A 23,405-nucleotide genomic window follows, 5' to 3' on the forward strand; every position below is an offset into this window, starting at 1 on the left:
GATGTGGGGCCCGCTGTGCCCTCGCCCGAGGAGTAGGACTCCACATGCTGGCGATGACGCAGGGTGTCTCGCGCGGCGTTGGCGGCGATGGTCATCAGCCAGGGGATGAAGCGGGTTCCGGGCTCGTAGCGGCCCCGGGCTCGGATGACGGACAGGAACGTGGTCTGCAAGAGGTCCTCGGCGAGCGGGCCGTCGCGAACCATCCGCGTCAGAAAGCCCTGCACCCGCCCGGAATGCCGAGCGAAGAGGGCCTCGAAGGCGTCTGGTGCTCCGTCGCAGAACCGTTCCATGAGCTCTTCGTCCGAGGGACTCCCCATCACCCGGCTCATGGACGGCCCGCCCTGAAATGTGTTTCCAGCGCGGAGTTCGCGCGGTCCTTCACTCTCAACCCGGCGGAATCACGGACGATGTCGAGCGCCGCGCCGGGAGTGTTCACCCGGGCAGCAGCACCAGCCGAGCAATCTCCGGCGGTGCTCCCACGCGCATCGGGGGCCCGACGAAGCCGCAGCCCCGGCTGACGTAGAGCTGGGAGTCGCCGGTGCGGCTGAGGCCCGCGTTGCGGCTGCCCCAGATGGCGTCGCCCACGAGGTTGCCGGGGAACATCTGCCCGCCATGGGTGTGGCCGGAGAGCTGGAGTCCCACGCCGCGCCGGGCGACCTCGTCGAAGTTGGACGGCTGGTGCGCCAGGAGGACGGAGGCCCGGTCCGGGCTCACTCCGCGCAGGGCGGCATCCAGGTCGTACCCGGGCTCGCCCATCCGGGCCGCGCTCCAGTCGTCCACGCCCGCCAGCATGAAGGACGCACCCGTGTCGCCGATGGACACGGCGCGGTTGCGCAGCACGGTGATGCCCAGAGTCTCCAGGAAAGCCACCCATGACGATGCGCCAGAATAGTAGTCATGGTTGCCCGTGACGAAGAACACTCCATTCCGGGCACGCAGCCTTCCGAAGCCGGCGACAAAGGCACCCAGGCTCTCAACGGACCCATCCACCAGGTCGCCGGTGATGGCGATGACGTCTGGCTTCAGGGCGTTGGTGCGCGCCACCAGCTCGTCCACGAAGTGGCGCTGGAGGACGTCTCCGACATGGATGTCGGTGAGCTGCACCAGGGAGAACCCATCCAGGGCCCTGGGGAGCCGGGGCAGGCGCACGGGGGTGTCGCGCACGTCGGGTGGGTGGAACGCGCGCCACGCCCCGAACGTGCTCACGCCGGCGCCCGCGAGCCCCGCGCCCACGGCCAGGCCTCCGGTGAGGATGGCCCGGCGCTCGGGAGAAGGGGGCTGTGAGGGCTGCTCCAGGGGCGCCGCGGCGCGACGGACGCGCCACCGCACCGCGCGCTGGACCAACTCCACGGCCAGCGTGAAGAGGAGCAGGTACAACACCAGCCCCATCCACACGAGCAGGCCGATTCCCAGGATGCGCACGAACTCGGAGGGAAACAGCGCGCCGAGGAAGCGAAAGCCAACGGCCCCCAGGAAGCCGAAGCCGAACAGGGCCTGGGCGCCGAGGCGCAGCCCCCGTCGCGCGGTCTGGTCTCGGACAAGTCGGCGGTAGAGGTAGACGTGCGCGGTCGCCAGCAGCGAGAGGACCGGGACGAAGAAGACGAGGAGGCTGAGCCAGCGTGGCATCGCGCTCCTGCATAGCGGAAGCCTGTCGGGGGCGCCCGTGCATTTCGCGCCGGGTGTGGTGCCCGTGTCGGCAGGCAGGCGGTCACGCTTCTGCTTTCGCGGGCCGCCGCTCCGGGGCAGGCTGGGGCTCGTTCATCGCCGGTCTCCGGCCTTCTTCTCGAGGATCCCCATGCTTCGCTCCCTCCTGCTCTGCGCCTTGCTCCTCCCCCTGGTGGGCTGTGGAAGCGAGGACCCCAATACGCCGCCGCTGGGCAACCCGGACAATGGCGACCCCACCAAGGTGACGTACGCGGAGAGCCTGAACGTGGACCTGGCGGCGATGACGCTGCTGCCCAGCGGCCTCTATCTCCAGGACCTCGGGGAGCCGGGCGCGGGCGACGCGGCCACCGCGGGCCGGCGCGTCTATGTGCACTACACGGGCTGGCTGCCGGACGGTCAGAAGTTCGACTCGTCGGAGGGCAAGTCCCCGCTGGACTTCATCCTGGGGCAGGGACGGGTCATCGACGGTTGGGACCAGGGCATCGCGGGCATGCGCGTGGGCGGCAAGCGGCGCCTCGTCATCCCTTCGTCGCTGGCGTACGGGGCGGAGGGCAGCCCCGGCGCCATTCCCTCGTATTCGGTGCTCATCTTCGACACGGAGCTCATCGTCGTCCGCTGAAGCCCGCGCCGCCGTCGTCGCGCGCGGACCCCATGAACCCGCCTCTCCGGGGCACCGCGAGGGGTGATATAGCCGGCGCACGTCTGCCGGGACGTCGAGGCCCTTGGGTAGGGTCGTCGACGTGGGGGTCTCATCTCCCGGCCAGGGGGACGCGCAATGGCGGGGTCCGAGTCGGAAGTGCCCGAGTCGAGCGGGGAACGAGCTGGTGCGGAGGGCACGCTCCAGGCGCTGCAATCGCTGATGGGGCTGGAGTCGGCCGCGACGGCCGCGCGGCTCTACGAGGAGCTGGGCGCGGCGCAGCGGGAACGCCTGCTGCGTGACGCGGCGTTGACGCCTCCGGACGTGCGCCAGCGGTTGGCGGAGGTGCTGCGGTGGGCTCGGGATTTCTCCGGTGCCGCGCGGCTCCTGGTGGGCTGTGGCGAGGATGCGCGCATGGCGGCCCTCTACGTCCAGGGAGGCCAGTACGTGGACGCGGCGGAGGCCTTTCTGCGCGCGGGTGAAGCGGACCGGGCCGCCGCGGCCTTCGAGCGCGGTGGCGCGCTGGAGCGGGCGCTGGAGGTGTACCGGGGCCTGGGCTCGGGCGAGGCGGTGGCCCAGTGCCTGGTCCGCCTGGGGCGTCCATACGAGGCGGCGCTCATCTACCGCGAGTTGGGCCACCCCCACGCGGAGGTCGAGGCGCTGGGCAGCGTGCCGGCGGGGGACGCGCGGCACGTGGAGTCGGTGCTGCGCATGTGCATGTTGCTGGACGCGGAGGGCTTCACGCGGCGGGCGCTGGCGCTGCTCGCGGACACGATGCGGGGCTCGGAGGTCGCGCGAGGCGACCCGGCGCTGGCCGCGGAGAAGGCGCGCCTCTTGCGTCGAATGGGCATGGACGCGGAGGCGGAGGCCGTCATCGCGCGGCTGCCGTCCCAGAGCTCCTCACCCGAGGCCAACGGGTACGGGTATCTCAAGGCGATTCCCATCTTCGGCGAGCTGTCGCTGGACGACATGAAGGACCTGTATCGCGTGGCCCGTCAGGTGCTCATCCCCGCGGGCGCGGTGGTGCTGGAGAAGGGCGCCGCGGGCGTGGGCCTCTTCGTGCTGCTGGAGGGGACGGTGGATGTCTTCAGCGGCACCGAGGACGACGCGCGCCGGCTCAACACGCTGGGGCCCGGGGCGTACCTGGGAGAGATCTCGCTGGTCCAGGACGCGCCCGTGTCCGCGCGGGTGAAGGCGCGCACGGCCGTGCGAGCGCTGCGCATCACCCGGGCCGGTTTCCAGCACTACCTGGACACGCACGAGGCCGCCGCGCTGCGCATCTACCGGCTCTTCACCCAGAACCTCGCCGCGCGCGTGCGGGCCCTCAGCATCTGAGGGGCGCCCCCGCTGGTAGGTAGGGTTGACCTCGGCCAATCTTGCATCAGGAGCCGGAGACTTCGAAACTCGCGAATGTCGCTACTTCAAGGAGAGACACCGCATGTCTTCGAAGCTCGTGTTCGCTGTCGTGACCCTGCTGTCGATGTCCGCTTTCGCCGAGGAGGACCTGAAGCCCGCGCAGGAGGAGGCCAAGGCCTCCTTCGAGGAGGCGACCGCCGAGGCGCTGAAGGCGGCCAACGAAAAGTGCGGCACGAAGCTCGCCGTGAAGACGGACTTCCAGAACTTCAAGCCGGAGGACTGGTCGGGCACGAGCTTCAGCTCGTACTGTGAAGCGGCGATCAACGGGGTGACGAGCCTGTGTGAGCGCCCGGCGTACAAGAAGTCGATCGCGAAGAAGGTCACCAGCTTGTCGTGCCTGTTCGCTGGCGTGAAGCCCGCGGACAAGAAGGACGACAGCGTCAACGGGGCGACGCAGGCGAACATCTCGCTCGAAAAGGGCACCCTCACGTACCGCATGGGGAAAGACCACACGAACATCGAGGACAACACCAAGGCCGTGCTCGAGAAGGCGCTGAACTGAGTATGGCGCGGAAGCTGGCGATGGTGCTCACGCTGCTCCTGTCCGCTGGGGCCGTGGCGGCGGAGTCCCTGGATGCCTTGTCCCTCAAGGTGTACCGGGGCAAGGATGGTCAGACGCTGGAGGTCGTCGCGCTGGCTCCGCGCGAGTCGTCGGAGGCGGTGCTCCAGGTCCGGGGCGCCGACTCCGAACATGACGGCCTCGCGGTGCGCTGCAAGGCGCGCGGCACGCGAGGTGGCGTCGACTACGTGGCCCGTCATCGCGGCGCGGACTGGGTGCTGGCGTCCGAGCGCGAAAGCGGTGTCTACGACGTCTTCCTTCCGGGCAAGCCTGCCTTCCGCGTGCGGTTCAACCCGGAGGCGACGGAGCGCGCGTCCGCCTCCGAGGTGCTCACCGCGCATTCCCTGCAACGTGAGTCAGGGAGGATTGCCGCCTTCGAGAAGAAGGCGTGGCCCCACCTGGAAAAGAAGTACACCGCGCGCGCCGCCGAGGCCCTGACGGCGCTGCGCGGTGCGTGTGGCACGACGGCGACCTTCACCTTCGACTGGAAGACGTTCAGTGACGAGGTGATGGCGGACGTGGATGTCTGGGCGGCCTGTGCGCCGCTGCTCACCCAGGCGCGGGCTCGCTGTGCCGCGCTGAAGGATGTCACGGCGTTGACGTGTCGCTTCGGTCCCGCGCTCGCGCTGGATCGCAGTGGGTCCACGCTCGTCTTCACCACCCACCGCGAGGGCGCGGCCGATGGGGCGGCGTTCCTCGGCAGGAGTCTCGGACGATGATTCGACGCGCGGTGGTGCTGACGTGTCTGGTGTCGACGGTGGGCGCGGCCCGGCCCCCGGCGACGCTCGCGGACCTCCAGGCCCTGGCCTCACAGAAGGCCTGGGCGGAGTTGCTCGAGCGCGCGGAGGATGTTCCCGCCGCGACGCGCACGGACTCGTGGCGGAATCTGGTGACGGATGCCGCGACAGCGGAGGTCGAAGCGGCGATACCCACCGACGAAGAGCCGTTCGCCGCCGCGCGGAAGGCCCGGACCCTGGGGCAGCGGTATGCATTCCTCGCCAAGGCCACTCCCTACACCGCCGCGCGTGACGCGAGCGCGGTGAAGGGGCTGGAGCGCTGCCTCGCGCAGGAGGGGCGCGACTGTGTCGAGACGTATCAGCAGCTCGCGGTGGGCACGGGGCCGGAGTCCGCGCTGAAGGCCGCCCGGCTCGTGAGACAAGGCCGCTTCGCATACGTGGCGATGCCCCTCTTCGCCATGGCGGTGGGGGAGCGGAAGGACTCCGGCGTCTGCAAGGACGAGGCGCTCGGGGAGACGGTGCTCGCGGCGCTGGACCTGCCCGTGGCGGACGCTCGCGCGGCGGAGGCGAAGACGGTGGCCTTCGAGCGGTGCTGGGTGGCTCTGGGCGCGAAGCTCAAGGCGGCCACGGTGGGCGGCTCCGCCTACTTCCTGGAAAACACCTGCCAGCCCATGCGCGCCCGCAAGGCGCTGACCGAGTTGCAGGACGACCTCTGCAAGGACGCCGGGCTCTGAGCCAGGCCTCTTCCCCTGAAGTCGCCACGCCGATGCGCGGGCCGCGCGCGCGTTGCGCACGGGGCTTCAGGGGATATCGAGGGCCGTGAGTTGACAATGGCAGTCGTCTGTCTTAACTCATACGCATCATGAGGCCCGTCTCCTTCACTGCCCTGCTGATTGCGCGCTTCTCCGCGCCGGCGGCGGACGTGTGCCTTTCCCCCCGTCACGAGGTTCTGCTCGACATTTGAGCAGGCGGGCCGGAGTCCTTCCGGTGCGCGGGTCGCTGGTTCCCGCGTGTCGTGAAGCCCGGTTCCGCCCTGGCTCCGTCTGAGCCGTCGTGTGTCCTCACGCGTCCCTGAGCGGGCCTTTCGAGCCCCTCCGGCATGTCGCGCGTGCGTGCGCCTGACGGCTCCACGCCCGTCGTGTCTCCAACCGGCTCCTCTCTCATCCATCGCCACCCGTGGGCCTCGCTGCCCGACGGGAACAGGAGTCTTTTATGTCCCGCAGCACTCGCATCGAGCGGTACCGCAACATCGGCATCATGGCGCACATCGACGCGGGCAAGACGACGCTCACCGAGCGCGTCCTGTTCTTCACCGGTCGCATCCACTCCACGGGAGAAGTGCACGATGGCTCCACGGAGATGGACTGGCTGCCGCAGGAGAAGCAGCGCGGCATCACCATCACCTCCGCGGCCACCACCGCGTTCTGGTCACCTCGTCACGGGCCCTCCGCGGGCACGCCTCATCGCATCAACATCCTGGACACGCCGGGACACGTGGACTTCACCATCGAGGTGGAGCGCTCCCTGCGCGTGCTGGATGGCGCGGTGGCCGTGTTCGACGCGAGCCAGGGCGTGGAGCCCCAGTCGGAGGCGGTGTGGCGTCAGGCGGACCGCTACGGCGTCCCGCGCATCGCGTTCATCAACAAGATGGACAAGGTGGGCGCGGACTTCGTCATGAGCCTGGAGTCCATCCGTGAGCGCCTGGGCGCTCGCGCCGTGGCGGTGCAACTGCCGCTGGGCGAGGAGTCGGAGTTCCGCGGCCTCGTGGACCTGGTGCGCATGAAGACCCTCCACTTCGACGGAGAGGCCGGTGAGTACCGCGAGGAGCTGTCCGTGCCGGAGGACGTCCGGCAGCGGGCGGAGACGTTGCGGCTGCGGCTCATCGAGGCGGCGGCGGACGTGGATGACGCGGTGATGGAGAAGTTCGTGGACGGACGTCTGGAAGACATCACCGAGGAGGACCTGGTACGTGCGCTGCGCGCGGGAACCCTCTCGCGCACGCTGGTGCCGGTGCTCGCCGGTTCGGCGTTCAAGAAGAAGGGAGTGCAGATGCTGTTGGACGCCGTCGTCGACTACCTGCCCGCGCCCTCGGACCTTCCGGCGGTGGAGGGACTCGTTCCGGGCACGGAGCAACGTGCCTCGCGCGAGCCAACGGACGACAGTCCTCCGGCCGCGCTGGTGTTCAAGATGATGAGTGACAAGAACGTGGGCAACATCGTCTTCCTGCGTGTCTATTCGGGCACGCTGCGCGCAGGCACCGTCCTGCTCAATCCCGCCACCGGCAAGCGGGAGCGCGTGGGTCGGCTGATGTTCATGCATGCCAATCGCAGGGAGGAGGTCTCGGAAGTCCATGCGGGAGACATCGCGGCGGCGCTCGGCCTGAAGAACGTGCGCACGGGAGACACACTGAGCGACCCCGAGGCACCCGTGGTGCTGGAGTCGCTCGGCTTCCCGGAGCCCGTGGTGCACCTCGCCGTGGAGGCGAAGTCGCCCGCGGAGCTGCCGAAGCTGGAAGAGGGCCTGCATCGCCTGGCGGCGGAAGACCCGTCGCTGCGCGTGGGCGTGGACCCGGAGAGCGGCCAGGTGCTGCTGTCCGGAATGGGTGAGCTTCACCTGGAGGTGGTCGTGGACCGACTGAGGACGGAGTACGGCGTGGAGGCGCGCGTGGGACAGCCCAAGGTGGCCTACCGCGACACGCTCAAGCGCGCCGTGCGTCAGGAGTACCGGCACGTCCGTCAGACGGGCGGGCCCGGACAGTATGCGCGCGTGGTGCTGGATGTGGCTCCGGCGGCGCGAGGCGCGGGGCTCGTCTTCGTGGACGACACGAAGGGCGGCTCCATTCCGAGGGAGCTGGTGCCCGCCATCCAGAAGGGTGTGGCGGGTGCCATGGAGCGCGGCGTGCGGGACGGCGTGGCGCTCGTGGACGTGGAGGTCCGGCTGGTGGATGGAGACACGCACGTGCGCGACTCCACGCCCCAGGCGTTCTCCATGGCCGGCTCCCTGGCGCTCCAGGAGGCGGTGCGGCGGGTGGGCGTGCAGGTTCTGGAGCCAGTGATGGACGTGGAGGTCACCACGCCCGAGGAGTACGTGGGCGAGGTGTTGGGAGACCTGGCCTCGCGGCGGGGCCGGGTGCTGGGAATGGAGACGCGGGGCAATGCCCGCGTGGTGTCCGCGCGGGTGCCCATGGCCAGCCTCTTTGGCTACGTGACGGGCTTGCGGGGCAGGACGCAGGGCCGGGCCCAGGCCAGCATGCGGCTGGGGACGTATGAGCCCCTGCCAGAAGTGCTCCAGGCGTCACTGTCCGAAGCACGGGCATGACGGAAGGGTGAGGAGGGCCCCGGGGCTGTACGCCTCGGGGCCCTCTTCGTTCGCCCGACACCCCACAAAAGCGGCTGTCAAGGGCTCGATTTCACGGGACATCCGTCCCGGGAGAGGGCAGGGTCCGCGGCCGAATGCGTGGAATGGGCGGGAAGACCCCCCTGTTCTCCGACATTCTCAAGCGGGTCGGCCGGCCGGGCCGGACCGCGCACCGCCAGGTGCCCTCGATACTGAACTCGATTGGGCTCGCTGCGCGGGCTTCCTTGCCTGGCGAGGAAGCAGACTCACTTCGACTAGGAATCCATGACTTTCGACGAATTGCAGCTTCACGACACCCTCCTGCGCGCGGTCAAGGCGGAGGGGTACACCACGCCTACGCCCATCCAGATGAAGGCGATTCCACACGCCCTGGCTGGGAAGGACGTGCTCGGCGTGGCCCAGACGGGCACGGGGAAGACGGCGGCGTTCGCGCTGCCGATTCTCCAGCGTCTGTCCGCCAAGGCGCCGACCGGGGGCGCGCGTCCCGTGCGTTGCCTGGTGCTCACTCCCACGCGAGAGCTCGCGGGGCAGGTGAGCGAGAGCTTCGCGACGTACGGCAAGAACCTGCCGCTGCGCCACGCGGTGATTTTCGGCGGAGTGGGCCAGGGCGCGCAGGTGCAGTCGCTCAAGAGCGGCGTGGATGTGCTGGTGGCGACGCCTGGCCGCCTGCTCGACTTGATGGACCAGGGTTACGTGTCGCTGCGCTCGCTTGAGGTATTCGTGCTCGACGAGGCGGACCGCATGCTGGACATGGGCTTCATCCATGACGTGCGCAAGGTCATCAAGGCGCTGCCCTCGAAGCGGCAGACGCTCTTCTTCAGCGCGACGATGCCGCCGGAGATTGTCGACCTGTCTCGCAACATCCTCACGGACCCCATCCGGGTGGAAGTGACGCCGGTCTCCAGCACGGCGGAGACCGTTGCTCAGCAGGTGTACTTCGTGGAGCGCGAGCAGAAGCGCGGCTTGCTCACGCACCTGCTGAAGGACGGCAAGATTGAGCGTGCGCTGGTCTTCACGCGCACCAAGCACGGCGCCAACCGGGTGGCCAAGCAGCTCGAGGGCTCCGGCGTCACGGCCGCCGCGATTCACGGAAACAAGAGCCAGAACGCGCGTGAGCGCGCGCTGGACGACTTCCGCAACGGCGCGCTCCGGGTGCTGGTGGCCACGGACATCGCGGCGCGCGGCATCGACATCGACGGGTTGAGCTTCGTCGTCAACTACGACCTGCCCAACGTGCCGGAGCAGTACGTGCACCGCATCGGTCGCACGGGCCGCGCGGGAGCGACGGGCACCGCGGTGTCCTTCTGCGACGGCGAGGAGCGCGCATACCTGCGCGACATCGAGCGGACCATCCGCCGCAGCGTGCCGGTGGTGGAGGAGCATCCGTACCGCTCGGGCCTCGCGGCGCCGCGTCCTGGGGCCTCGGCCTCGGTGGACGAGCCTGTCGCGCGCAGCTCGAATTCGGGTGGGCAGTCGCGAGGCGGGCAGGGCGGTGGTGGTGGCGGCCGTGGCAACCAGCCCGGTAGCTCGTCACGCCGTCGCCGGGGTGGTGGCGCAGGCCAGGGGCGTCCCGAGGCGGGCCGTTCGGCGCGGGGTGGTGGCGGCTCCTCCGGTTCGGGCCGTGGTGGTGGACAGCAGTCGCGCGGTGGCGGTGCTCCGTCTCGTGGGGGCAGCGCACCGTCGCGGTCCTCGGGTCCGGCGCCGACTCCCGTGAAGGCGGCCGAGCCGCCTCCGCGTCGTCAGTCTCCGAAGTGGCTGTGAGCTGAAGCCCCTCCGAGGGCCCGTGATGCGCGCTCGACGTGCTCACGGGGCCCCGAGGTGTTGGTTGGCGGTGACGGGTGGGCCGTTACGACAGGCCCGCCGTCATGGCTCCGAGGTGAACGGACTCGATTCGTTCGACCTCGAAATCCCGCACATGTTCGAGCTGGCTCCAGAGTCGCGCGTGGCCCTTGAGCCACCGGAGTCGTCGCACGCGTCGCGCGAAGCGCTGTTGCTCCTCGGGTGTGGCGCGTCGGGGAGGGCCGAGCACGTGCCCCACGAGTCGCAGCGCGGGTGGGCGAGTAAAGCGCCCCGCCAAGAGTGAGCGAAGCCAGAACAGCTTGCCGCTGTCCACGGCGAGGATGCTCACCCGGGAGTCCTTCGCGAGGTTCGCTGGGAGCTGACGGGCGAAGACCTCGAAGAAGATGCCGCGCCCGGGTTCACCCAGCAGCACGGAGCCAATGGGCGTGACGTGGGGTGCTCCTCGCGCATCGACGCTGGCGATGGCGAAGTGCAGGGAGCTGGCGAAGGCGCTGGAGAACAACTGGCGCACCCGGGGCCACTGCTCGTGAAGCGCTGGCGTTGTGCTCGGTGGGCCTTGCGGCACGGGCACCGCTGCGGAGTTCATGACTCCTCGCGAGGCGCCATGGCGGCGATGGTGCCCTGGGCCACGGCCACCAGCGTCTCGCCCTTCTCCGTGACGACGAAGATTTCGCAGTGGCAGACGGACTGTCTGCGCCCGGCGTGCAGCGCGCGAGCCCGTGCGATGAGCATGGAGCCCTGGGCCGGACGGACGTAGTTGATCTTGAACTCCGACGTGATGACGGGCCCCGTCATCGCCGTGCCCCCGGCGAAGGTGAGCGCGTTGTCGGCCATGTAGCTGAGCACGCCCCCGTGCACGAAGCCGTACTGCTGACGCAGCTCCTCGCGCAGCGGCAGCTCCAGAACCACCTCGCCCTTCGTCAGATGCACCAACCGGGTCCCCATCAGCGTGCTGAACGCCTGCTGCTTGAGCACCTGCTGACCCATCTCCATGAGTGACTCCACGGCGGCCTCCCGGCTGTGTAGAATATCGTTCTAGAATGATGTTCTAATGTAGGGTAGAGGGATGCGCAACCCGGGTCACCGGAGAGAAGAGGTCCTCAAGGCGGCGCTGGAGTGTTTCCTGGAGCGGGGCGTCGAGGGGACGACCCTGGCGGCCATCCGTGAGCGCTCGGGGGCCAGCACGGGGAGCATCTACCACCTGTTTGAGAGCAAGGACGCGATTGCCGCGGCGCTCTACCTGGACGTCCTGGGCGAGTACCAGTCAGGGGTGGTCGAGGTGCTCAAGACGCAGCCGGGAGCCCGGGAGGGCGTCGAGGCGCTCGTTCGTCACCATCTGGAGTGGACGCTGGCGCGGCCGGATGCGACGCGCTTCCTCATGGGTGCGCGAGGCGTCGCGGCGGTTGTCGCGGCCGAGGCGAGCATCCGCGAGCAGAACAAGGGTTTCTTCCGTCAGATGAAGGACTGGTGGCAGGCGCACGTCCGGGACGGCGCGTTCGAGGAGATGTCCTTCGAACTCTTCCTCGCCATCCTTCGCGGGCCCGCACAGGAACTGGTGCGCGACTGGCTCGCGGGACGGACGAAGACGGATTTGCGCGCGGCCATCCCGGTGCTTGCGCGTGCCGCCTGGCAGTCCGTCGAAAAACGGCCCACACGCTCAAAGAAGTGAGCGGAGGGCAGGGGCCCCGTGTCGCGCGGGGCCCCTGAAGCACTACATGTTCCGTCGGTACTGCCCACCCACCTCGTACAGCGCGCGGGAGAGCTGGCCGAGCGTGCAGACCTTACAGGCGTCCATCAGGGCGGAGAAGATGTTGCCGTTGTCGAGCGCCGCGCGCTTCACGGCCTCCAGGGCCGCCGGAGCGGTCGCCGCGTTGCGCTTCCAGAACGCGTCCCTCGCGGTGATGGAGTAGTCCTTCTCCTCCTTCGTCGCGCGAATCACCTCCGGCGGTGTCACCGTCGGAGAACCCTTCGGGTCCAGGAACGTGTTCACCCCGATGATGGGCAGCGTCCCGTCGTGCTTCTGCATCTCGTAGTACAGCGACTCCTCTTGAATCTTGGACCGCTGGTACATGCGCTCCATCGCGCCCAGCACGCCGCCGCGCTCGGAGATGGCGCGGAACTCCGTGAGCACCGCCGCCTCCACCAGGTCCGTCAGCTCATCGATGATGAACGCGCCCTGGTTGGGGTTCTCGTTCTTGGAGAGCCCGAACTCCTTGTTGATGATGAGCTGGATGGCGAGCGCGCGCCGCACGCTCTCCTCCGTGGGCGTGGTGATGGCCTCGTCGTACGCGTTGGTGTGCAACGAGTTGCAGTTGTCGTTGAGTGCCAGCAACGCCTGGAGCGTGGTCCGGATGTCGTTGAAGGCGATCTCCTGCGCGTGCAGGGATCGGCCCGACGTCTGGATGTGGTACTTCAGCTTCTGCGAGCGGTCATTGCCGCCGTACTTGTCGCGGATGGCCTTGGCCCAGATGCGGCGCGCCACGCGGCCCAGCACCGCGTACTCCGGGTCCATTCCGTTCGAGAAGAAGAACGAGAGGTTGGGCGCGAAGTCGTCGATGTGCATCCCGCGCGACAGGTAGTACTCGACGAAGGTGAAGCCGTTGGCCAGCGTGAAGGCCAACTGGGAGATGGGGTTCGCCCCTGCCTCCGCGATGTGGTAGCCGGAGATGGACACCGAGTAGAAGTTCCTCACCTTCTTGTCGGTGAAGTACTGCTGGATGTCGCCCATCACCCGCAGCGCGAACTCCGTGGAGAAGATGCAGGTGTTCTGCGCCTGGTCCTCCTTCAGGATGTCCGCCTGCACCGTGCCGCGCACCTGCTGGAGCGTCGTCGCGCGGATCTTCTCGTAGACGTCGCGCGGCAGCACCTCGTCGCCCGACACGCCGAGCAGCAGCAGGCCCAGTCCGTCACTCCCCTGCGGCAGGTCACCCTGGTAGCGGGGCCGAGGCACCCCGCGCTCCCGGTAGATCGCGTCGATCTTCTTCTCGACCTCGTCGACCTTGTTGTTGGCGCGAATCCACTTCTCGCACTGCTGGTCCACCGCCGCGTTCAGGAAGAACCCGAGCAGCATCGGCGCGGGGCCGTTGATGGTCATCGACACCGACGTGGCCGGATCCGCCAGGTCGAAGCCCGAGTAGAGCTTCTTCGCGTCGTCCACGTTGGCGATGGACACGCCGGAGTTGCCGACCTTGCCGTAGATGTCCGGCCGGTGGTCCGGGTCCTCGCCGTAAAGCGTGACGGAGTCGAACGCGGTGGACAGGCGCTTCGCGGGCAGGCCGCGTGACACGTAATGGAAGCGCTTGTTGGTGCGCTCCGGGCCGCCTTCACCCGCGAACATGCGCGCCGGGTCCTCACCCTCGCGCTTGAGCGGGAAGACGCCAGAGGTGAACGGGTATGCGCCCGGCGCGTTCTCCCGCAGCAGCCAGATGAGGATGTCGCCCCAGTCCTCGTAGCGGGGCAGGGCGATCTTCGGGATGCGCAGGTGGGACAGCGACTCGGTGAACAGGTCCAGCTCGATGACCTTGTCGCGCACCTGGTACTGGTACTTGGACGCCGCGTAGCGCCGCTTGGTCGCGGGCCACTCAGTCAGCAGCCGACGGCAGTCGGGGTCCAGGCGGGACTCCAGGTCCTTGTACAGCTCCACCAGCTCGCTCAGGTACGCGGGCTCGCCCTCGACGCGCTCGGTGACGTGCACCACGTCGGACGTGTCCTTCGGCTCGACGATTTCGAGGCGCTTCTTGCCGACGTTCTGTCGCAGCGCCTCGATGGTGCCGTGGAGCTGATACATCCGCCGCGCCACCGCAGCCTGGGAGCGGGCGAACTTGTCGTACGCCTCGCACGTCTCGACGATCTCCGCGAGGTAGCGGGTGCGATCAGGCGGGATGATCCACTTCTTCTCGCTCATACCCGGCGTCGGCTCCAGGTGCGACTGGAGCGGGGCACCCGTCTTGCGAACCACCGTGTCGACGATGGCCCGGTAGAGCTGGTTCATCCCCGGGTCATTGAACTGCGAGGCGATGGTGCCGTACACGGGCACCGAGTCATCCGCCGTGGTGAACGCGTTGTGGTTGCGCTTCCACTGCTTGCGCACGTCGCGCAGCGCATCCAGCGAGCCGCGCTTGTCGAACTTGTTGATGGCGATGACGTCCGCGAAGTCGAGCATGTCGATCTTCTCGAGCTGCGTCGCCGCGCCGTACTCGGCCGTCATCACGTAGAGCGAGACGTCCGAGTGCTCGATGATCTCCGTGTCGGACTGACCGATGCCGGAGGTCTCCACCACGATGAGGTCGAAGCCCGCGGCCTTGCACACCTCGATGGAGTCACCCACGTGCTTGGACAGCGCGAGGTTGCTCTGCCGGGTCGCCATGGAGCGCATGTAGACGCGCTGGTTGTCGATGGCGTTCATGCGGATGCGGTCACCGAGCAACGCGCCGCCCGACTTGCGCTTCGACGGGTCCACGGAGAGCACCGCCAGCGTCTTGTCCGGGAAGTCCGCGAGGAAGCGGCGCACCAGCTCGTCCACGAGGCTGGACTTGCCCGCGCCACCGGTACCGGTGATTCCCAGCACGGGCACGCGCGGCTGTTTCGCGCTCAGCTTCGTCATCGCGTCGCGCAGCGCGTCTCCGGCGCTCGCGAAGTTCTCCGCGATGGTGATGAGCGAGGCGATCTTCATCGAGTCGCGCACCGGCATGGCCGCGACGGCCGGCCCGTAGTCCGCGGGGCGCTTCTCGAAGTCACACTCCGAGATGAGGTGGTCGATCATCCCCTGGAGGCCCATGGAGCGGCCATCGTCCGGGGAATAGATGCGCGTCACGCCGTAGGCATGCAGTTCTTCGATTTCCGTGGGGAGGATGGTGCCGCCACCGCCGCCGAAGACCTTGATGTTCGCCCCGCGCTGCTTCAGCAGGTCGATCATGTACTTGAAGTACTCGACGTGGCCTCCCTGGTAGGAGGTGATGGCGATGCCCTGGGCATCTTCCTGGATGGCGCAGTCGACGATTTCAGAGACCGAGCGGTTGTGTCCCAGGTGGATGATTTCGGCGCCCGAGGACTGCATCAGCCGGCGCATGACATTGATGGCCGCGTCATGCCCGTCGAACAGGGAGGCGGCCGTCACGATTCGCACATGGAATCGCGGCTTGTAGGGCCCGGGGACCGGGGTCAACTGGACGTTTCGCACGCCGCGTACAGTAGGAGCGCGGTGGGTGTCGGGCAAGCGATTGAAGCGGGGACGGCCGAGGCTCGACGCGGACTGTCAAGCCCTCGATTCCGGGAGGAATGCACCCAGGACGCGCAGTGCGGCGGACGTCGCCGTGGCACGGCCCTCACGCACGTCGTGCTCCAACTGGGGGACCAGGGCGGCCACCGTGGGGTTCGCATGCAGGGCCGCCCGCAGGCCGTCCTGCACCATGGACCACATCCAGCCCACTTGCTGAGCGTGCCGACGCTGCTCCATCGCTCCAGAGGCCACGCGCTTGTCCAGTTGCGCTTCCAGCGAACTCCACAGCGAAGCGATGCCCGTGCCCTCCATCGCGCTGCACGTCGTCACCACGGGCTCGTTGCCGGGACGCATCAGGTGCAGCGCGGCGCGGTACTCGGCGCGAGCGCGCTCGGCGCGGGGCTGGTTGTCACCGTCCGCCTTGTTGATGGCGAGCATGTCCGCCACCTCCAGGATGCCGCGCTTGATTCCCTGGAGCTCGTCCCCCGCACCCGCGAGCATCAGCACCAGGTAGAAGTCCACCATGTCGGCGACCACCGTCTCCGACTGGCCCACGCCCACCGTCTCCACCAACACCACGTCGAAGCCCGCGGCCTCGCACAGGAGCAGCGTCTCGCGAGTCTTGCGCGCGACACCGCCCAGCGTTCCGCTGGAGGGACTGGGACGGATATAGGCCGCCGTCTCACGCGACAGCCGGGCCATGCGCGTCTTGTCGCCCAGGATGCTGCCGCCGGAGATGGTGCTCGACGGGTCGATGGCGAGCACCGCGACGCGCCTTCCTTCGCCCACCAGGTGCATGCCCAGCGCGTCGATGAAGGTGCTCTTGCCCACGCCGGGCACGCCGCTGATGCCCACCCGTCGGCTGCCACCCGTGTGAGGGAGCAACCGGGTGAGCACTTCCTGGGCGATCGACTGGTGGCGCGGATGCCCGCTCTCCACCAGGGTGATGGCACGAGCCAGCACGGACCGGTCGCCCGAGCGGACGCCTTCCACATAGGCCTCCGCCGTCAGCAGCTTCACGCCTCCTCCTGTGCCGCCGAGAGCTTCTCCAGCAGCTCCACCGCGGCCTTCGAGATGACGGTGCCGGGGCCGAAGATGGCGGCGGCGCCCGCGGCGCGAAGCTCGTCATAGTCCTGCGCCGGGATGACGCCGCCGACGACGACCATGATGTCCTCGCGGCCCAGCTCGCGCAGGGCGCGCTTGAGCTGCGGCACCAGCGTGAGGTGGCCCGCGGCCAGGGAGCTGGCGCCGACGACGTGGACGTCGTTCTCCACGGCCTGACGCGCGGACTCCTCGGGCGTCTGGAAGAGCGGGCCGATGTCCACGTCGAAGCCCAGGTCCGCGAAGGCCGTGGCGATGACCTTCTGTCCCCGGTCATGCCCGTCCTGCCCCATCTTCGCGATGAGGATGCGCGGCCGACGGCCGAACCGCGCGAGGAACGCGTCCGCGGCGGCGCGCGCCTGGATGATTCCCTGGGAGTCCTTGCCTGCTTCGCTCGAATACACGCCGGACACGCTTCGCACCGTGGCCTCGTAGCGCCCGAAGACCTTCTCGAGCGAGTCGCTGATCTCTCCCACCGTGGCCTCCGCCCGCGCCGCGTCGATGGCCAGCGCCAGGAGATTGCCCTCGTTGCGTCGGCCCGCCTCCGTCAGCGCGTCCAGCCTCCGCCGCACTTCCTCCGCGTTGCGCTCCGCGCGGAGCTCCTTGAGCCGGGCGATCTGCGCCTCGCGCACCGCGGAGTTGTCCACCTTGAGGATCTCGATGTTGTCGGGGCGCTCGGGCGGGTACTTGTTCACGCCGATGATGGCCTGACGGCCGGAGTCGATGCGCGCCTGCGTGCGGGCCGCCGCCTCCTCGATGCGCAGCTTGGGGAGGCCCGCTTCAATCGCCTTCGTCATGCCACCCAGCGCTTCGACCTCCTGGATGTGGCCCCAGGCCTTCTGCGCGAGCTCGTGGGTGAGCCGCTCCACGTAGTAGCTGCCGCCCCACGGGTCGATGACGCGCGTCGTCCCGCTCTCGAGCTGGAGATACAACTGGGTGTTGCGGGCGATGCGCGCGCTGAAGTCGGTGGGCAGCGCGATCGCTTCATCGAGCGAGTTGGTGTGCAAGCTCTGCGTGTGGCCCTGGGTGGCGGCCATCGCCTCCACGCAGGTGCGCACCACGTTGTTGTACACGTCCTGCGCGGTGAGGCTCCAGCCGGAGGTCTGCGAGTGGGTGCGCAGCGCCAGGCTCTTGTCGCTCTTGGGGTTGAAGCCCTTGATGAGCCTGGCCCAGATCATCCGGGCCGCGCGCATCTTCGCCACCTCCATGAAGAAGTTCATGCCGATGGCCCAGAAGAACGACAGTCGGGGCGCGAAGGCATCCACTCCCAGGCCCGCCGCGAGACCCGCGCGCACGTACTCCACGCCGTCCGCGAGCGTGTAGCCCAGCTCCAGGTCCTGCGTCGCTCCCGCCTCCTGCATGTGGTAGCCGCTGATGCTGATGCTGTTGAAGCGCGGCATCTTCTCGGCGGTGAAGCGGAAGATGTCGCCGATGATGCGCATCGACGGGCCCGGCGGGTAGATGTACGTGTTGCGGACCATGAACTCCTTGAGGATGTCGTTCTGGATGGTCCCGCTGAGCTGCTCGGGCTTGACGCCCTGTTCCTCGGCCGCGACGACGTAGAGCGCGAGGATGGGCAGCACCGCGCCGTTCATCGTCATCGACACGCTCATCTGGTCGAGCGGGATGCGGTCGAACAGGATGCGCATGTCCTTGATGGAGTCGATGGCCACGCCCGCCATGCCCACGTCGCCCGCGACGCGAGGATGATCGCTGTCGTAGCCCCGGTGCGTCGCGAGGTCGAACGCGATGGACAGGCCCTTCTGACCGGCCGCGAGGTTGCGCCGGTAGAAGGCGTTGGACGCCTCGGCCGTGGAGAAGCCCGCGTACTGGCGCACCGTCCACGGCTGCTGCACGTACATGGTGGAGTAGGGGCCGCGCACGAAGGGCGGCAGGCCCGGCAGCGAGCCCAGGTGTTCGACGTCCGCCAGGTCCTCGCGCGTGTACACGGGCTTGACCGGGATGCCCTCGGGCGTGTCCCAGTGTTCGGCGTCGCGCCGGCTGGTGGCGGCCTGGCTGCCCTGCGCATTGAGTGCGGGCGTGGGCGCCTGCGTCTCGGGTGCGTCGAAGTCGATGCCGGAGAAGTTCGGGACGTGGGTGCGCATCAGGCCACTCCGAGCTGCGCGTGCAGCGAGGACAGGAGCGAGAACAGGTCCGCTCCCGCGTAGATGAAGAGGTCCACACCAGCCGCGCGGAACGCGGCCTCGTTGTCACCAGGACGACCCGCCACGGCGACCACGCGTGCGCCCTTGGCCTTGAGCTGGCTGGTCAGCGCGGGCACCCACTCCGGATACATCGCGTCCGGTCCGGAGATGACCGCGAGGGCCGCGCCGGACTCCGCGAAGGCGGCCACGGCGGCGGCGGGGTCGGCGAAGCCGTGCTTCTCGCGCGACTCGATGCCTCCCGCGGCCAGCGCGTTGACCACCCACATGGACCGTGTCGTGTGCTCCGCCACCGCGCCCAGGCTCGCGAGGAACGCGGTGGGGCGCTGGCCCTTCGCCGCGAGCGTGCGATCACTCGCGTCGCGCAGCAGCTCGAAAGGCTCCGAGATGCGAGAGGGCTTGAGGCCCACACTCCTGCTCACCTCCGCGCCCTCTGTGACGCCGGGGACTCGCGCGGAATTCTCGACGCCGAAGGCCTTGCGGGCCTCGCGCTTCACGGGCGTCTCACCCAGGAAGGGGAACTCGCTCACTCCGACGATGGGCTGCTTGCGCGTGCGCACGGCCTTGTCCCGCGCCGCGCGCGTCTCCGTGAGCACGCGGGCGATATCGCCTTGAGTGAGCGCCTTCTCCATGCCGCCCAGGCCTTCGATTCGCTGCAGCTCCGTCCAGGCCGCTCGCGCGATTTCGGTGGTGAGCTGCTCCAGGTAGTAGCTGCCGCCCGCCGGGTCCGCGACGCGGTTGAGGCTGGACTCGTCGCGCAGGATGAGCTGTGTGTTTCGCGCGAGCCTGCGCGCGCCTTCATCGGGAGCACCCAGCGGCTCGTCGAAGGGCGACGTGCTGATGCTGTCCGCGCCCGCGACGACCGCTGCGAAGGACTCGGCCGTGCCGCGCAGGATGTTCACCCACGGGTCGCGCTGTGTCTTCGTGGCGCTCGCGGTGCGCGCATGCAGCCGCATGGCCTGCGCCTCGGGGGAGCCGCCCGACGCGGCGACGACCTTGGCCCAGAGCAGCCGCGCGGCGCGCAGCTTGGCGATCTCCGGGAAGAACTGTCCGCCGACGGACAGCGCGAACTGCACCGAGCGCGCCGCGACCTCCGGCGGCACGCCTGCGCGCTCCATCCCGCGCAAGTACTCGACGCCCGTGGCGATGGCCCACGCCAGCTCATGCACCGACGTGGCGCCCGCGTCCGAGTACGCCCGCGTCGAGATGAGCAGCGCGCGCAGCTCCGGCGCGCTCCCGCTCAGCGAAGTGACGAGCGGCGCGGCCTCGGTGAACATCGCGTCGACGCCACCCGGCAGCGCGCCGGTGCGAGCGAGGATGCCCAGCGGGTCGATGCCCAGCGAGCCGCTCAGCGCCTTGCGCGACACACCCGCCTTGGTGGCGACGCCCAACAGCAGGGACGCCATGGAGACGGGCGCCGCCTCGGACTCCAGGTGCACGGGAGTGCGGGCCAGGAGCACTGAGGCCAGCAGTTGCTCCATCGTGGCCTCGTCCTTCACGGGGATGCCGCGAGTGGGGCCCAGGCAGAGCCAGACCGCCAGTGTGCCGCGCTCCAGGTCATTGCGGATGGCCTCGGCGGCGACGGCGATGTCGGGCTCGGCGTACTCCTGGCACACCAGCCATCCACCCTCGGTGTGGCCCAGGGCCTGCGTGCCTCGCACGTACGGCGCGACGCCCGGGGGCGGCGGCGCGGCGTCCTGGGAAGCGTAGAGGGGTTGGAGCGTCAGCCCGCCTTCCAGCGGCGACTGGAGCGACGTGAAGGGCTTGCCCTTCAGGTCCTTATCCACGAGTCGGCGCCACTCTTCGAGCGAGCGAGCCGGGAACTCGGTGGCGATGTGAAGAGGCACTTGCGACATGCTGTGTCCTCGCAGGGGAGTGGCACCGTGGGACGGGCCGTTCCCGTCCCATAGGCGCAAAAACGGGCCGCGGCAATGGCGAGGTGAAGGCGGTCCTTGTTGGCGGGCACCGGAAGTCCCTTATTGGCACCGGTGGCCATGCTAAGGCGTCAACACGGCGTGTCTTCGGAGGGTGCCGCATGACCACGCAAAGCCCCCATGCGCGAGTGGTCCGGCAGGCCTCCGAGCAGGGTGGTTGGGAGCTGGTGTTCGGCACGCCCGACGCCCGACTGCGCGAGCACGTCCACGACTACTGCGGCTATCGTGAATCCACCCCTGGCCCGGTGCGTCGACGCGAGCTTCCCGCGCCGCAAGTCGTGCTCATCATCGACTTCGGCCCGCCGCTGCGCATCGTCGACCCGAGGACGGGGCGACCGCTCGGCCGACATCCGGTCGGCTTCGTCGCGGGGCTGGATGACGGGTACTCCATCACCGAGACGGCCGGGTCGATGAACGGCATGCAGGTGAACTTCACGCCCGTGGGCGCACGACGGTTCTTCGGCATGCCGCTGCATCACCTCGCGCGGCAGGTCGTCGGACTGGAGTCGGTGCTCGGCGCGGAGGGGCCGCTGCTCACGGAGCGGCTCGTCGAGGCGCCGTCCTGGGAGGCCCGCTTCGCGCTGCTGGACCAGCTCCTCCTCTCACGCATCCTCACGGCGCCCGAGGCTTCACCCGTCATCATCTGGACGTGGCAGCGGCTGCGCGCCAGTGGCGGACAGGTGGAGATTGGCGAGCTGGCCCGGGAGCTGGGCTTCAGCCAGAAGCACGTCATCGCGCGATGTGGTCAGGAGCTGGGCCTGACGCCCAAGCTGCTCGCGCGACTCATCCGCTTCGACCGTGTCATCCAGGTGCTGAAGTCCGGCGCGGCGGAGAGCCAGGCCCGCCTCGCGTTGGAGCAGGGCTACTTCGATCAAGCCCACCTCATTCGCGATTTCCGGCAGTTCACGGGAGGTCCTCCTGGAGAGTTCCTCCGTCGGCGATTGCCCGCGCTGGGTGGAACGCGCGCGGACTGAGGCACGGCCCGTGTCCGGGGTTGCATTCACGCCCGAGTCACGCGATGGATTCGCGAAGCGCCGAGGCCACACACCATGACGGAACAGCAGTACGAGCTGACCAAACTCTTCCGACAAGTCCAGAGCCATAAACACCTCGAGGACCATGTTCAGGTCTACGAAGCGGACAGCTTCGACGAGCGCTTGGCCAAGGAGCGTGCGGAGAACGAGGTGGCGCTCGGGAAGATCCGCCAGATGCTCGCCGGGGGTGTGAGCCTGGACTTCGTTGACCAGAACCAGCACACGCCGGTGCTGCTCGCCGTCACCCAGAACAACGTGGAGCTCCTCCAGCTCTTGAAGGAGTACGGCGCCAACCTCCTCGCGCCATACCGCTACGACACGCCGCTGCACCGCGCGGCGGAGTTCGGCGCGGACCGCGTGGTCCGGTTCCTCATCGAGCAGGGCGCGGACCCTCGCGGCCTGACTCCGGGAGGGCAGAGCGTGCTGGGCGCGGCGCGTACCTCGCGACACAGCCGCAAGGTTCCGGCCCTCCTGGTGGAGCTGCTGCTGCCGACGAAGTCCCAGCGCCCGCCTCCGCCCAAGAAGCCCAAGGGCCTGTCGGAAGAGAAGGTCGTCCGCTATCTCCAAGGCGCCGCGCCGCCGGGCGTGCGACCCGCTTCGTGGGAGAAGCTCCGCCTCATCATGGACGCGGTCTTCGTGGAGGCGCACTTCGTCACCATCGATGCGTTCTTCGAGGGCATCGAGGAACAGTCCTCGATGAACCCGGACCTCGTCTTCGCGGGCATCGGGCTCATCCAGGCGGCCATCGCGGAGCCGCCCAAGGACAAGAAGGTGAAGAAGGTCTCCAAGTCGAGCTACGTCCATCACGGCAACCTGGAGGTCGAAGGCCCGCTGAAGGTCGGCGCGTTGATGGTGACGGGCAACCTGACCGTGAAGGGTGGGGCCGCAAACCCCCAAGGCGCCTCGCTGTTCGTCGGTGGTGACTTCACCTGCGAGACGCTCAAGTCCCAGGGCCCGGTCATCATCGGCGGCAACCTGGAGGCCACGCACGTCACGGCGCAGTACAACGACTACGCCCTGGAGGTCCGGGGCACCCTGCGCGCCGCGAAGCTCGTCGTGGAGGACAAGCACGTCGTCACGGCGGGACGCTTCGAGGTCTCGGAGCGGGTGGATTCCTAGCGCGCCTTCGGGAGCCGAGTGAGCGGGGCCTCGCTGCTGTCGGTCGAGGGTGGGGCGAAGGTCTGCCCACGTCTTGAACCACCGCGTCATGACCGGATGACGCGGCTCCCCTAGGGTGTCGCCCCACATGCCGACCGAGGTCAGAGTCCAGTCCACGTTGTTCGAGTCGCTGGTCCGCTGTGCGAATCCCGACGCGGCCATGCGCGCCGAGTTCCTCGCCGCGGGCTACGACGTGGACAAGCCCCGGGCCAGCTATCCCAGCTCCGTGTTCCTGGCCTGTCAGGCGCTGGTGCTGCGCACGACGTATGGGGGGCTCGCGTCCAAGCAGGCGCAGCGGGAGATGGGACGGGATTTGCTCCGCCAGTACTTCGACACGCTGGTGGGGCGCGTGGTGGGGATGGCCCTCAAGGTGGCCGGGCCGGAGCGGGCGATGAAGCGCGTGGCGCTCAGCTTCAGCTCCGTGTTCGAGCCGGTGAACATCCAGACCGCGCTGCTCGCGCCCCAGGACTATCGGGTGAAGTTCCGCGACTACCCGTTCCCCGCGGAGGCCGCCGCCGGCACGTGCGAGGGCGCCCTGAAGCAGGCGGGCGCCCTGAGTGTCACCGTGGACGTCGAACGGTATGAGACGGAGGGCTTCGACCTGCGCATTCGCTGGTGAAGCCCTCG

At 68.9% G+C, this 23,405-nt stretch carries 19 protein-coding genes; 11 read left to right on the forward strand and 8 right to left on the reverse strand.

What is annotated here, in order from left to right:
* Positions 1–317: RNA polymerase sigma factor (locus FJV41_RS27900; RefSeq protein WP_141645631.1), on the reverse strand; the 317-nt coding region annotated here is incomplete at its 3' end.
* Positions 318–432: 115 nt separating this feature from the next.
* Positions 433–1,626 (reverse strand): metallophosphoesterase, encoded by a 1,194-nt coding sequence (locus tag FJV41_RS27905; protein ID WP_141645611.1) that lies wholly within the window; start codon positions 1,624–1,626, stop codon positions 433–435.
* Positions 1,627–1,795: 169 nt separating this feature from the next.
* Here FJV41_RS27905 and FJV41_RS27910 point away from each other — a divergent pair, with 169 nt between their 5' ends.
* The 7 genes from FJV41_RS27910 (at position 1,796) to FJV41_RS27940 (ending at position 10,132) form a co-directional block, all read left to right on the forward strand.
* Positions 1,796–2,284 carry an FKBP-type peptidyl-prolyl cis-trans isomerase gene (locus tag FJV41_RS27910; RefSeq protein WP_141645612.1) on the forward strand — a complete coding sequence of 163 codons (489 nt, stop codon included), beginning with the start codon at positions 1,796–1,798 and terminating at the stop codon, positions 2,282–2,284.
* A gap of 156 nt (positions 2,285–2,440) precedes the next feature.
* Entirely contained in the window at positions 2,441–3,637 is a 1,197-nt protein-coding gene (locus FJV41_RS27915) for a cyclic nucleotide-binding domain-containing protein (protein WP_141645613.1), read from the forward strand.
* Positions 3,638–3,740: 103 nt separating this feature from the next.
* Positions 3,741–4,220: a hypothetical protein gene (locus FJV41_RS27920; RefSeq protein WP_141645614.1), complete on the forward strand. Its 480-nt coding sequence runs from the start codon at positions 3,741–3,743 to the stop codon at positions 4,218–4,220.
* A gap of 2 nt (positions 4,221–4,222) precedes the next feature.
* Entirely contained in the window at positions 4,223–4,996 is a 774-nt protein-coding gene (locus tag FJV41_RS27925) for a hypothetical protein (protein ID WP_246137454.1), read from the forward strand.
* Positions 4,993–5,748 carry a hypothetical protein gene (locus FJV41_RS27930; protein WP_246137455.1) on the forward strand — a complete coding sequence of 252 codons (756 nt, stop codon included), beginning with the start codon at positions 4,993–4,995 and terminating at the stop codon, positions 5,746–5,748. Before FJV41_RS27925 ends, FJV41_RS27930 begins: the two co-directional genes overlap by 4 nt.
* A 478-nt stretch (positions 5,749–6,226) precedes the next feature.
* Positions 6,227–8,332: an elongation factor G gene (gene fusA / locus FJV41_RS27935; protein WP_141645615.1), complete on the forward strand. Its 2,106-nt coding sequence runs from the start codon at positions 6,227–6,229 to the stop codon at positions 8,330–8,332.
* A 303-nt stretch (positions 8,333–8,635) separates the two neighbouring features.
* On the forward strand, positions 8,636–10,132 hold the full coding sequence (locus FJV41_RS27940; protein WP_141645616.1) for a DEAD/DEAH box helicase: 1,497 nt from the start codon (positions 8,636–8,638) through the stop codon (positions 10,130–10,132).
* A gap of 85 nt (positions 10,133–10,217) precedes the next feature.
* On the opposite strand, the gene FJV41_RS27945 is transcribed toward FJV41_RS27940, so the two are convergent.
* Entirely contained in the window at positions 10,218–10,757 is a 540-nt protein-coding gene (locus tag FJV41_RS27945) for a pyridoxamine 5'-phosphate oxidase family protein (protein WP_141645617.1), read from the reverse strand.
* Entirely contained in the window at positions 10,754–11,164 is a 411-nt protein-coding gene (locus tag FJV41_RS27950) for a PaaI family thioesterase (RefSeq protein WP_141645634.1), read from the reverse strand. The genes FJV41_RS27945 and FJV41_RS27950 overlap by 4 nt, the downstream gene beginning before the upstream one ends.
* 73 nt (positions 11,165–11,237) lie before the next feature.
* Here FJV41_RS27950 and FJV41_RS27955 point away from each other — a divergent pair, with 73 nt between their 5' ends.
* Complete coding sequence (locus tag FJV41_RS27955) at positions 11,238–11,840, forward strand: TetR/AcrR family transcriptional regulator (protein ID WP_141645618.1); 603 nt, start codon at positions 11,238–11,240, stop codon at positions 11,838–11,840.
* A gap of 42 nt (positions 11,841–11,882) precedes the next feature.
* Here the strand turns inward: FJV41_RS27955 and FJV41_RS27960 are convergent, their stop codons facing one another.
* The 4 genes from FJV41_RS27960 to FJV41_RS27975 form a co-directional block, all read right to left on the reverse strand.
* Positions 11,883–15,350, reverse strand: coding sequence for a methylmalonyl-CoA mutase family protein (locus tag FJV41_RS27960; RefSeq protein WP_141645619.1), 3,468 nt, complete (start codon positions 15,348–15,350; stop codon positions 11,883–11,885).
* 75 nt (positions 15,351–15,425) lie between these two features.
* Positions 15,426–16,409, reverse strand: coding sequence for a methylmalonyl Co-A mutase-associated GTPase MeaB (gene meaB, locus FJV41_RS27965; protein ID WP_141645620.1), 984 nt, complete (start codon positions 16,407–16,409; stop codon positions 15,426–15,428).
* Positions 16,406–18,595, reverse strand: a complete 2,190-nt coding sequence (gene scpA / locus FJV41_RS27970) for a methylmalonyl-CoA mutase (RefSeq protein ID WP_141645621.1) — start codon at positions 18,593–18,595, stop codon at positions 16,406–16,408. Before scpA ends, meaB begins: the two co-directional genes overlap by 4 nt.
* On the reverse strand, positions 18,595–20,508 hold the full coding sequence (locus FJV41_RS27975; protein WP_141645622.1) for a methylmalonyl-CoA mutase subunit beta: 1,914 nt from the start codon (positions 20,506–20,508) through the stop codon (positions 18,595–18,597). The genes scpA and FJV41_RS27975 overlap by 1 nt, the downstream gene beginning before the upstream one ends.
* 179 nt (positions 20,509–20,687) lie before the next feature.
* On the opposite strand from FJV41_RS27975, the gene FJV41_RS27980 reads away from it, so the two are divergent.
* From FJV41_RS27980 to FJV41_RS27990, 3 genes are all read left to right on the forward strand, one after another.
* On the forward strand, positions 20,688–21,560 hold the full coding sequence (locus FJV41_RS27980) for an AraC family transcriptional regulator (protein WP_141645623.1): 873 nt from the start codon (positions 20,688–20,690) through the stop codon (positions 21,558–21,560).
* A 75-nt stretch (positions 21,561–21,635) separates the two neighbouring features.
* Positions 21,636–22,739 (forward strand): ankyrin repeat domain-containing protein, encoded by a 1,104-nt coding sequence (locus FJV41_RS27985; protein ID WP_141645624.1) that lies wholly within the window; start codon positions 21,636–21,638, stop codon positions 22,737–22,739.
* Positions 22,740–22,866: 127 nt separating this feature from the next.
* Positions 22,867–23,397: a DUF2378 family protein gene (locus tag FJV41_RS27990; RefSeq protein WP_141645625.1), complete on the forward strand. Its 531-nt coding sequence runs from the start codon at positions 22,867–22,869 to the stop codon at positions 23,395–23,397.
* The last annotated feature ends 8 nt before the right edge of the window (positions 23,398–23,405 follow it).

This window comes from Myxococcus llanfairpwllgwyngyllgogerychwyrndrobwllllantysiliogogogochensis, from assembly GCF_006636215.1.
Classification (GTDB): Bacteria; Myxococcota; Myxococcia; order Myxococcales; family Myxococcaceae; genus Myxococcus; species Myxococcus llanfairpwllgwyngyllgogerychwyrndrobwllllantysiliogogogochensis.

Bases quoted from the DNA above. Each gene is read 5' to 3' on its own strand.
- FJV41_RS27905 (WP_141645611.1), bottom strand. From the start codon at position 1,626: ATGCCACGCTGGCTCAGCCTCCTCGTCTTCTTCGTCCCGGTCCTCTCG.
- FJV41_RS27910 (WP_141645612.1), top strand. From the start codon at position 1,796: ATGCTTCGCTCCCTCCTGCTCTGCGCCTTGCTCCTCCCCCTGGTGGGC.
- FJV41_RS27915 (WP_141645613.1), top strand. From the start codon at position 2,441: ATGGCGGGGTCCGAGTCGGAAGTGCCCGAGTCGAGCGGGGAACGAGCT.
- FJV41_RS27920 (WP_141645614.1), top strand. From the start codon at position 3,741: ATGTCTTCGAAGCTCGTGTTCGCTGTCGTGACCCTGCTGTCGATGTCC.
- FJV41_RS27925 (WP_246137454.1), top strand. From the start codon at position 4,223: ATGGCGCGGAAGCTGGCGATGGTGCTCACGCTGCTCCTGTCCGCTGGG.
- FJV41_RS27930 (WP_246137455.1), top strand. From the start codon at position 4,993: ATGATTCGACGCGCGGTGGTGCTGACGTGTCTGGTGTCGACGGTGGGC.
- fusA (WP_141645615.1), top strand. From the start codon at position 6,227: ATGTCCCGCAGCACTCGCATCGAGCGGTACCGCAACATCGGCATCATG.
- FJV41_RS27940 (WP_141645616.1), top strand. From the start codon at position 8,636: ATGACTTTCGACGAATTGCAGCTTCACGACACCCTCCTGCGCGCGGTC.
- FJV41_RS27945 (WP_141645617.1), bottom strand. From the start codon at position 10,757: ATGAACTCCGCAGCGGTGCCCGTGCCGCAAGGCCCACCGAGCACAACG.
- FJV41_RS27950 (WP_141645634.1), bottom strand. From the start codon at position 11,164: ATGGAGATGGGTCAGCAGGTGCTCAAGCAGCAGGCGTTCAGCACGCTG.
- FJV41_RS27955 (WP_141645618.1), top strand. From the start codon at position 11,238: ATGCGCAACCCGGGTCACCGGAGAGAAGAGGTCCTCAAGGCGGCGCTG.
- scpA (WP_141645621.1), bottom strand. From the start codon at position 18,595: ATGCGCACCCACGTCCCGAACTTCTCCGGCATCGACTTCGACGCACCC.
- FJV41_RS27975 (WP_141645622.1), bottom strand. From the start codon at position 20,508: ATGTCGCAAGTGCCTCTTCACATCGCCACCGAGTTCCCGGCTCGCTCG.
- FJV41_RS27980 (WP_141645623.1), top strand. From the start codon at position 20,688: ATGACCACGCAAAGCCCCCATGCGCGAGTGGTCCGGCAGGCCTCCGAG.
- FJV41_RS27985 (WP_141645624.1), top strand. From the start codon at position 21,636: ATGACGGAACAGCAGTACGAGCTGACCAAACTCTTCCGACAAGTCCAG.
- FJV41_RS27990 (WP_141645625.1), top strand. From the start codon at position 22,867: ATGCCGACCGAGGTCAGAGTCCAGTCCACGTTGTTCGAGTCGCTGGTC.